The sequence below is a fragment of the Trichocoleus sp. FACHB-40 genome, assembly GCF_014695915.1.
In the GTDB taxonomy this organism is placed as follows: domain Bacteria; phylum Cyanobacteriota; class Cyanobacteriia; order Cyanobacteriales; family FACHB-T130; genus Funiculus; species Funiculus sociatus.
Genome location: NZ_JACJPF010000014.1, coordinates 1 through 6,845 on the forward strand (window position 1 = coordinate 1; position 6,845 = coordinate 6,845).

The following is a 6,845-nucleotide window of genomic DNA, read 5'->3' on the forward strand; positions in this document are numbered from 1 at the left end:
TTGAGTATTTATTACATCGACTTCTAAATGAAGGTGAGTTGATTATTAAGTGGGAGCGTAAGCTTAAAAACAAAGGTAATTCTATTAACGTAATTTAAAAGCGCAACAGCTTATAAGTTCTTGAGATTAAGACCAGGAGTTTTGTCTCATGGTCAAGCGCTCGCTCCGGGCATCACCTTTTGGGATTGAGCAAGCAAAACGCGCCTTTGCTTTCAAGGGGTGGACTCAAGAAAATTTAGCAGGGGAAGTCGGCTTAAAGACGCGCCAGTCGGTCTGGCGGTTTTTTACGGGGCAACCTATTGAGCGTCAAGTTTTCCTAGAGATTTGTTTGATCCTAGAGCTAGATTGGCGAGAAATTGCGGTCGATCCTCCCGCAGAATTTCCTGAACCAGGGAAACTCGATAGTGCTCCGGTTGCGGACATCGACACTCTGGTACGACAGGTGCGATCGCAACGGCGGGACAAAATCCAAGACCAGTGCGGCACCTTGAAGTTGTTAGACATTAGCCGCCCCGTCAAAATTGACGAAATTTACATTAATGTCAACATTTTGGAAGAAATTCCGAGCCAGCAGTGGTTAGAGTTAGCTGACTTGCAACGCTTCACACCCAAGGAATTCGATCGGTTTGGCTTAGGAGAAGTGTCCCAAACCCAAATCGCGGGTATGAAAGCCGTCGAAATCTACTCGAAGCTGCGGGTGCTGGGGAAGCCAGGGGCGGGTAAAACTACTTTCTTGCAACATCTAGCGATTCGGTGCAACCAAGGCAGCTTTGCCGCTAATCGGGTTCCCATTTTTGTCACCTTGAGGGATTTTGCCGATGAAGCTAGAGCAGCAGGCGAGTTTAGCTTACTCAACTATATTCATGAGGAATTCCTCACCTCTGGTATTTCAGACCCATCGGGAATTGAAACCCTACTGCGAGAGGGCAGAGTGTTGCTGCTGCTGGATGGGTTAGATGAAGTGCTTGATCAAGAGCGCAAGGTTGTTGTTAAGGAAATTCGCCGACTTTCTGAAAAGTACGAAAAGAATCTGTTTGTCGTGACTTGCCGCACAGCGGCTAACGCCCTTAATCTTAGGCGCTTCACAGATGTGGAGATGGCTCCGTTTACGCAAGATCAAATTGTGGCTTTTGCTCAAAAGTGGTTTACAACCCTGACCAAGACTACGATTCAAGCTGGGCAGGAACAGGCAGTTCAGTTCATTGAGAAACTAGACTTGGCTGAAAATATGCCCTTGCGTAGACTTGCCGTTACGCCTCTGTTTCTCCACCTCGCCTGCTGGGTTTTCCATCACCAGGGCAAATTCCCTACCAAGCGAGCCGAGTTTTATAAGCAATGTTTAGATCTTTTGCTTAGTAAATGGGACGAAACCAAGGGCATTGAACGGAACGAAATGTATCGAGGCTTTTTATTGCCGCAAAAGCTCAAGCTGCTGAGTCAGGTTGCAACAGCCACATTTGAGCAAGGGGATTCCTTTTTTACCCAACAAGCCGTTGAACAATACATTGGTGACTATATTCGTGATTTACCGAATGCTTCGACAGAGCTAGAGGAATTGCAATTAGACAGTGAAGAGATACTCAAGGCGATCGAGTTACAACATGGACTCTTGGCAGAACGAGTGCAAGGGGTTTTCTCCTTCTCCTATCAGATATTTCAAGAATATTTTACAGCTCGAAAGATTGTAGCCAGTCACAATCTGCAAGCATCTGATCACTCGTTGGAACGGCTAGTCAGCCATATGACTGAACCCCGTTGGCGGGAAATTTTTTTGTTGACGGTTGCCATGCTGCGAAGCGCAGACTCCCTGGTGCAGTTGATGAAGCAACAAATTGATGCGATCGTGGCTCAAGACCCATACCTACAAGAATTTTTAACTTGGGCAAGCCAAAAATCCCTTGTTGCTCCTCCCCAGCCTGCTGCCACCCGCGCATTTTACCTCGCCATAGCTCGGACTCCTCACATTGTTCCGCATTTTGTCCTTGCCTGCACGCTCGATCAAGGTATTCTTTTGGATGCAGCACTGGATCATCTGGTATTGGAATGTACCACTGGCTTCAAATCTAATGTTGTTGATGCCTGCGATGACGCGCTTAACACGGCGCTAGCAATTGTTTTAGAGCCTAAGTTACATCAAGCGCTACAACAGCTTAAAGACCAGCTTCCTGTTGCAACGCAAAGTAGAAAAACGCTTTACTCATGGTGGCAAACGCATTATCCAGCCTGGCTAGAGCAATTAAAGGTGGCGATCGCTAAGCATCGCAACACTCAGCATGAGTGGAACTTCAGTCGAGAGCAGCAAGAACTATTACAACGATACTATGATGCAAACCAGTTGTTGCTCGATTGCCTCAATAGCAATTGTGAAGTGACGGCTGCCGTGCGGCAGGAGATTGAAGCCGCTTTGTTATTGCCTCAGAAAGAACTTGAGGAGCGGGAATGGGGTAGTTCTTTCTGAAAACCAATTTAGGTGATTCGTTTGAAAGAATGAATCGTCACTCATTCGGATTGAATCATTGCTTTTGCTTGCAGGGGTGGCATCACCACTTTTTGGGCTAATCCCATTGTTTTCAGGATTTGAATCGTCCACCACGTAACATCTACCTGCCACCATTTCCAGCCAGCCTTTGCCACATTGGGGTAAGCATGGTGGTTGTTATGCCAACCTTCCCCAAACGTGAGTAGGGCTATCCACCACAGATTGCGCGACCCATCTTCAGTTTCAAATGTTCGATTTCCAAACAGATGCGTGGCGGAGTTGATCAGCCAAGTCGTGTGCCAGAGTAGCACCACTCGAACAAACACCCCGTAGACTACGAAAGACCAGCCACCTAACCCATACAGCAGAACTCCTAGCGGCAGTTGCAGTAGTGGAAAATAGCGATCAAGCCAAGTGTAAAACGGATCGCGTGCCAAGTCAGGGGCGTATTTACGATAGGTTTCGGTCGCAAAGAATTCAGCGCGGGGGTACAGAATCCAAAGGATGTGGCTCCACCAAAATCCACGTCGGGCGGAATAAGGGTCTTTATCGACATCTTCGGTAAAAGCATGATGTAAACGATGCCCAGCCACCCAAAAGATGGGACCGCCTTGAAGGGCGAACGCGCCTAGAAGCGCGAAGGTGTACTGTAATCCTTTTGGAACTCGAAAACTGCGATGCGTTAGCAATCGGTGATAACCCAAACAAATGCCAATGCTACCAAATAACCAATGGAGCGCGATCGTCACTCCTAGTGCTGACCAGGAGAAATACCAAGGCGCAAGCAGCGCTAAAGCATGAACGGTGCCGAAAAAAGCTACATTACTCCAGCTTAATACGAGCGGTTGCTTACCTGTTAAGGCAGAGCTAGACGATTGAACAGTCACAAATTTTCCTTAAGAAGTGTTTAAGTGTGGATGTAACAAATCCTGGGCTGTGTCTGCTGGGGTGAATAGGCACGTCCGCAGGTTGTTAGCAGGAGCAGGGTCAACAGAGGTGTTGTTGTAGTGAAATGTCTATAAATGGAAGGAACTCTAAGCTGCTAATCCAGAGAACCACGATGATCGAAGCAACTAGAAGTGCTTTCAAAGACTTTGATTTTATGATCGTGCTGCACGCAAATCTGCCTCATTAAGCAACACCATTGTTTCTGCACCCACTCTGCCAAAATCAGGCTCTAGCCCCAATGCCATCTCGACGAGATATGTCCAAGTTCCGGCTTCAGGTCGGTAGCTTCGTACAATTCCTTCGCCACCCACAAAGCTTACTTGTTGAGCCTGACGAAAACTAGGCACCTTGATGAACGTTGCGGTCATAGACAAGACTTCTCCAATTCACTGTTGATACTTTCCACTAAAACAGAAAGCATCAAATACGTTTTGTATCTTTTTAGGTAAACAAGTAAAACATCATCTACAACTTTTGAATGTTTTAGCAGAATTTGTATAACTTATACGCAAATAAAACATTTAATCAGACACGATCTTTAACAGGAGTATGTCAAGCTAATAGTCATTGAAAAATTGCCAATTTTTTTTGTAATGAGTCAAATCCTAGATAGCTTACCGACTGACTGTACCAATCGAATTCTCTGCTGTTACATCAATGACACCTACAGAATTAAAATTGCTCGAATTAAAAATATTTTAGGTTGGTACTTTGAGCGTGTTGTTTTTCCGGGAGAGAAGCTTTTGTTTGAAGCACTACCAGAAGCTCAGCTAGAAATCTATGTCAACAATCTTTCGACAGTTGCTTTAGCAGAGATTACTACCTGCGATCGCTTGGCTGTCAAGAATTTACAAGCTCAACAAGACTGTATTGCTCAATACAGATGAAAGATTGCCTTGTTCATGTGTTTTTTACATCAACCAATCAATTAATAACTTTTAGAAAATGCAGTTAATCAATTCTGACCAACAATGCATCTCTACTAGCGATCTAGTAAACGAGCAGTGGAAACAAACACTTGTCCTTGAGAAGGCTCAAGATGAGATTGAGTTGTTACGCGAGCAGGTCAGTTTTCTTCAGGAATATTTGTCGGAGCAATTGAGGCGGCAGCAAGCGGTAGAACAAGAGTTATATGATACCAACCAAGAGTTAAAACTGATGAATTTAGAGATCCAGCAGTTTGTAAAAGCAAGGCAGTTATTTCTTGAAAAGATAAAGGAATTCCCTAGAACTCTTTCAGCAGATGGAGGAACTGGCAGAAATTCCTTAACTCGGCTACTCAGCAAATTCTATGACGAAATTGCTCCTCCTGAAGAATCAGGCTTTGTTAGGTCTACTTTAAGATCCCAGGAATATGCCGCATAACAGCGATCCATTGTCGCTCATTCGTCACCTGATTAAGGAGTTAGTACATGACAAATATTGCCTACAAGAAAAATATTTTAGGAAAAACAACTCAGAAAGCATCTAATCAAAGGTCAAGTTTTACAAATGCCATGCTGCAAAGCGAAGCAATCAACTTACCTGCTGATGAAAACTGCATCCCCGCTCAAGGCGATCGCGGTCGAGTGATTGTTTTCATTGATGGCTCGAATCTGTTTTATGCAGCTTCACAACTCAGAATTGAGATTGATTATGTCAAACTGCTGCATTATTTAACAGCTAGAGATTGCCTAGTTCATGTGTTGTTCTACACGGGACATGATCCTACAAACGAGAAGCAGGTTAGTTTCCTCTACTGGATGCGTCACAGTGGCTTCCGCGTCGTTACTAAAGCGGTGACACAGGCGGCGAACGGTGCTAAGAGCGCTAATCTTGATGTAGAAATTGCAGTAGATATGATGCGATTGGCTCAGCATTGCGATACAGCCGTTTTGGTCAGCGGTGATGGAGATTTCGCTTACTTGGTGAATACTATTGCTAGTCAAGGAGTTCGGGTTGAGGTGGTCGGATTACGAGCGATGACCAGTAGCTCTCTGATTGATGTTGCCAACTGTTATATTGACCTCGCTGCCATTCAAAAAACCATTCAAAAGCTAGACGGCGGCGTTTGCCATAAATTGGCTATTTCCCAAAGGTAAATGCAATACCTCTCGCTTAAGCCCCCCCCCAACCCCCAATTTGGGGGAGCCGGATTTCTTAAAGTCCCCCAGATTTTTGGGTTGTGAGGGGGCGAACGCCATAACTTGCTCGATTAACCGAGAAGTAATGGGGGTAAACGCATGAGTCTACAGCTACTCTGACTGCTCTTCCTCTGCTTCGGCAATGGTTCGTTTCGTGGCAAAGCCGTTGAGAATGATGCCTCGAATCAGTGATACTTCTGCATCCAGGCTTTTGGCGTGATCTTCGTATTTTGCTGCCGCACTTTGTAAATTGTAATTTCCCATTCGCTCAGACATTTGACGCAAAAACGTGACCTTTTCCTCCATTATTCGAGCTGCCGACCACAAGGCATTTTCGAGATTCTGAGTTTGCTCTGCTAGAAATACATCAGCCGTAAAGGAGTGTTCCGTGTGACAGCGAAACCGGAGCGGCTGCTCTTTCCCAATTTGCCAAATACTCCCGTTGCATTCAGGACAGGTGTAAGTTGTCCGAGTGCCGATCGCTTCTACATTCTCTAAAAACTCCTGGGTATTCATTTGCTGTTCAGCAATTCTGGATTCGACTTCGATTTCTTCGGTCACGGGGTATGCCTCCTCATCCTCAGCGGGTTCCTTGGACAAGTGCACCAGTAGGTCTGGAATTTCTGCAAGCGGCAGGCAGCGATCAACCTTCACATACCGCAAGGCACTCTTTGCCATGCTGGGGTATTCTGCTTCGTTCGGGTCTTGGACGATCGCTACTCCGCCCCGTTTCTTAACTGCCTGCAACCCCACCGTGCCATCATCGAGATAGCCAGTGAGCACTACACCCACCACCCTTGGACCATAAGCACGAGCGGCTGAACGAAATAACGTATCGATCGCCGGTCGAAATCGGTTTTCTTGAGGGCCACGCACCACACGCATCGAACCTTGATTGACCAACAGGTGATAATCGGGTGGCGCAATGTAGATTCGCCCTGTTTGAATTGGCTCTCCATCTGACGGGTGGGATGCTGGGAGAGAGCCCACATCTGCAAGAATTTGAGGGAGAATGCTGGGCTTATCAGCGGCGAGATGCTGAACAATGAACAGGACAGCATCTATGTCAGCAGGCAGAGCACTCATGATCGCGCCTAATGCTTTGAGTCCGCCTGCCGAAGTGCCAATGACGATAATGTCGTGTCCGGGCATAAATTTCTTCTCACTTCTCACTTATCGCTTACTCGTCCAACCAAGTCCGCTACCATCGAGATCAATTGAGTCAGGTCAACGGGTTTAGCCAGGTGCATTTGGAACCCAGCATCGATCGCCCATTGCCGCTCTCGATCGCTAAC

Annotated in this window: 7 protein-coding genes; 4 read left to right on the forward strand and 3 right to left on the reverse strand. The window is 46.3% G+C overall.

The window, feature by feature from the left end; all coding sequences use genetic code 11:
* The first annotated feature begins 148 nt into the window (after positions 1-148).
* Positions 149-2,458, forward strand: coding sequence for an NACHT domain-containing NTPase (locus H6F63_RS00305; protein ID WP_190633905.1), 2,310 nt, complete (start codon positions 149-151; stop codon positions 2,456-2,458).
* A 41-nt stretch (positions 2,459-2,499) separates the two neighbouring features.
* Here the strand turns inward: H6F63_RS00305 and H6F63_RS00310 are convergent, their stop codons facing one another.
* Positions 2,500-3,366, reverse strand: coding sequence for a fatty acid desaturase (locus H6F63_RS00310; protein WP_190633907.1), 867 nt, complete (start codon positions 3,364-3,366; stop codon positions 2,500-2,502).
* A gap of 213 nt (positions 3,367-3,579) precedes the next feature.
* Positions 3,580-3,795, reverse strand: coding sequence for a hypothetical protein (locus H6F63_RS00315; protein WP_190633909.1), 216 nt, complete (start codon positions 3,793-3,795; stop codon positions 3,580-3,582).
* Positions 3,796-4,020: 225 nt separating this feature from the next.
* Here H6F63_RS00315 and H6F63_RS00320 point away from each other — a divergent pair, with 225 nt between their 5' ends.
* From H6F63_RS00320 to H6F63_RS00330, 3 genes are read left to right on the forward strand one after another with little or no spacing between them, the layout of a single operon-like run.
* Complete coding sequence (locus H6F63_RS00320; RefSeq protein ID WP_190633911.1) at positions 4,021-4,314, forward strand: DUF1830 domain-containing protein; 294 nt, start codon at positions 4,021-4,023, stop codon at positions 4,312-4,314.
* 58 nt (positions 4,315-4,372) lie between these two features.
* Positions 4,373-4,792: a hypothetical protein gene (locus H6F63_RS00325; protein WP_190633912.1), complete on the forward strand. Its 420-nt coding sequence runs from the start codon at positions 4,373-4,375 to the stop codon at positions 4,790-4,792.
* A 47-nt stretch (positions 4,793-4,839) separates the two neighbouring features.
* Positions 4,840-5,508, forward strand: coding sequence for an NYN domain-containing protein (locus tag H6F63_RS00330; RefSeq protein ID WP_190633914.1), 669 nt, complete (start codon positions 4,840-4,842; stop codon positions 5,506-5,508).
* 153 nt (positions 5,509-5,661) lie between these two features.
* Here the strand turns inward: H6F63_RS00330 and H6F63_RS00335 are convergent, their stop codons facing one another.
* Positions 5,662-6,702, reverse strand: coding sequence for a chemotaxis protein CheB (locus H6F63_RS00335; protein WP_190633916.1), 1,041 nt, complete (start codon positions 6,700-6,702; stop codon positions 5,662-5,664).
* Between the last annotated feature and the right edge of the window lie 143 nt (positions 6,703-6,845).

Excerpts from the sequence above, each read along its gene's own strand:
- H6F63_RS00305 (WP_190633905.1), top strand. The coding sequence starts at position 149 with ATGGTCAAGCGCTCGCTCCGGGCATCACCTTTTGGGATTGAGCAAGCA.
- H6F63_RS00315 (WP_190633909.1), bottom strand. The coding sequence starts at position 3,795 with ATGACCGCAACGTTCATCAAGGTGCCTAGTTTTCGTCAGGCTCAACAA.
- H6F63_RS00320 (WP_190633911.1), top strand. The coding sequence starts at position 4,021 with ATGAGTCAAATCCTAGATAGCTTACCGACTGACTGTACCAATCGAATT.
- H6F63_RS00325 (WP_190633912.1), top strand. The coding sequence starts at position 4,373 with ATGCAGTTAATCAATTCTGACCAACAATGCATCTCTACTAGCGATCTA.
- H6F63_RS00330 (WP_190633914.1), top strand. The coding sequence starts at position 4,840 with ATGACAAATATTGCCTACAAGAAAAATATTTTAGGAAAAACAACTCAG.
- H6F63_RS00335 (WP_190633916.1), bottom strand. The coding sequence starts at position 6,702 with ATGCCCGGACACGACATTATCGTCATTGGCACTTCGGCAGGCGGACTC.